Raw genomic sequence first — 2,010 nt, 5'->3', positions numbered from 1 at the left:
TGCTGTATAGCCAAATGCCGCTGTCGTTGAACTTCTTTGCCATTCACAACACCGTGCATAGTCTGTTCGGTATTGCCGTTGAGCCTGAGCAGTTCCAGTCACTGAACCCATTTTGGATCATGGCGGCCAGCCCAATCTTAGCCATCATTTATCACCGCTTAGGCGATAAATTACCGATGCCACACAAATTCGCTATCGGTATGATTTTGTGCTCCGGTGCATTCCTGATCCTGTACATGAGTACTCTGTACGCCAATGCTGCCGGTCTGGTTTCCGCCAACTGGCTGGTACTGAGCTACTTGCTACAAAGTGTCGGTGAATTGCTGATTTCCGGCTTAGGCTTGGCGATGGTGGCACAATTGGTTCCACAGCGTCTGATGGGCTTTATCATGGGGGCATGGTTCCTGACTTCAGCGGGTGCATCGGTCATTGCCGGTTATGTGGCGAGCCTGACTGCCACTCCGGGTGAAGTGAAAGATCCACTGGTGTCACTGCATGTTTACGGCCATGTGTTCTTGCAAATCGGTATTGTCACCGCGGTCATTGCTGTACTAATGGTGCTCACTGCGCCGCGACTGAACCGCATGACTCACAGCACCGCCGAGGAAGTCAAAGCCGCCTAAGATGTAGGTAAACGCTTCTCGACTTTATCCTTTCGAGTCTTTTTATGACGAGCGCGGTTCTGATAAGGAAACGGCGGATAAGCGAAAGGATAGAGACAAGCGACCACAACAAAACGCCGGTATTTTTACCGGCGTTTTTTATCGCTATGACTCTCATCCATATGCACTCACCTAGAATCTCGGAGGATGAGTAAAAAGTAAGGCATTATTGATGTGATAAAGAGGCGATATAAAAGAAGCTAGTCTTCAACCGGAATACGGCGAAACATCAGCAACAACACCAGCATCATCACGAGCAGCGCCACTTTCAGCCACCAGTATGTCACCAGCCAAATACTGGCCGCAAAACTAACGATAATAAATAAGATCGCCCGTTGTTTCGCCTTACGGGGAATACTGCGCCGCACATGCCACTGCTGCAATAAGGTCGCAAACGGCGAGTGGTACATCAACCAGTCATGCCAACGCGGGGATGAACGCGCAAAACAAAAACACGCTAGCAATAAAAACGGTGTCGTCGGCAGTAAAGGCAGCACCACGCCCAACGCCCCTAATACTATCGCCAGCCAACCGACAATCAAATACACCCAGCGCACAGGCTCTCCTGTGTGGTCAATACACTCATAGAGCTCTTACATCGCACCGCCAGCCGTTTATGACAGCACCTTCATCCATGCCAACCAAGCGGGCAGCATAGTGGCTAAAAACAGCAGCAAAAAGACCACAACATATAATGCATTGAGTGGATCTTTAAATTCGGAACCCATACACCTGCCCTCTCTGACCTTGATTGGTTTATTCGGTGAACGTTGCTAAATGAGTGACTAAATCAAGTGATAGCCAATATCACGCGTTCTGCGCGCTTTTGGGAATAGAACAGCCAATAGAACAACCGCGTGCAAACATGGGTGGCTCACCCTATCCACAAGAGCACGTTAGTATTCTCTATAAGCATAAGCCGAATTAGCTCGGTACGCGTGCCTTAGCCGCGTGATATTGCAACGCCATATTGCCGCACGTCTCTTGAAATGGTCGCCCAGCTATAGCCACGAAGCTGAATCGCACTGCTTCTGTCAGAGGATTGTACGGAGCCGCCACCGAATAACAACCGACAAAGCGTAAGGTTATTCGCACGCCACAACGTAGATATTGAGGCCGTTTACCACCGGCAGAAAAGCATCGTAAGGAAGGGGCAGCGAGAAAAGCAGTAGTACAACGCATCGGGCGTCGGAAAAGTAAGCAAAAGATGGGAAGATAAGCTCAGCAGCAGACATAAAAAAACCGGTGCAAGCACCGGTTTTTTACAGACGGGTATAACTTCAAATTAGAAGTATACGCGGAAGCCCAGACCGATACGGTCGTCGTTCTTCACGTCAGTAGTTGGCTT

Annotated in this window: 2 protein-coding genes; one reads left to right on the top strand and one right to left on the bottom strand. The window is 49.5% G+C overall.

What is annotated here, in order from left to right; genetic code table 11:
• A partial coding sequence (locus ACRC27_RS09690; protein WP_438639778.1) for an oligopeptide:H+ symporter occupies positions 1-623 on the top strand: 623 nt, incomplete at its 5' end.
• Positions 624-862: 239 nt separating this feature from the next.
• Here ACRC27_RS09690 and ACRC27_RS09685 read toward each other — a convergent pair.
• On the bottom strand, positions 863-1,219 hold the full coding sequence (locus tag ACRC27_RS09685) for a DUF454 family protein (RefSeq protein ID WP_438639777.1): 357 nt from the start codon (positions 1,217-1,219) through the stop codon (positions 863-865).
• Positions 1,220-2,010: the final 791 nt, after the last annotated feature.

The sequence above is a fragment of the Plesiomonas sp. genome (genome assembly GCF_051650925.1).
Taxonomy (GTDB): domain Bacteria; phylum Pseudomonadota; class Gammaproteobacteria; order Enterobacterales; family CAMTGL01; genus Plesiomonas.
Note: the sequence above shows the minus strand (reverse complement) of the source record. Positions and strands in the feature narration are given on the sequence as shown.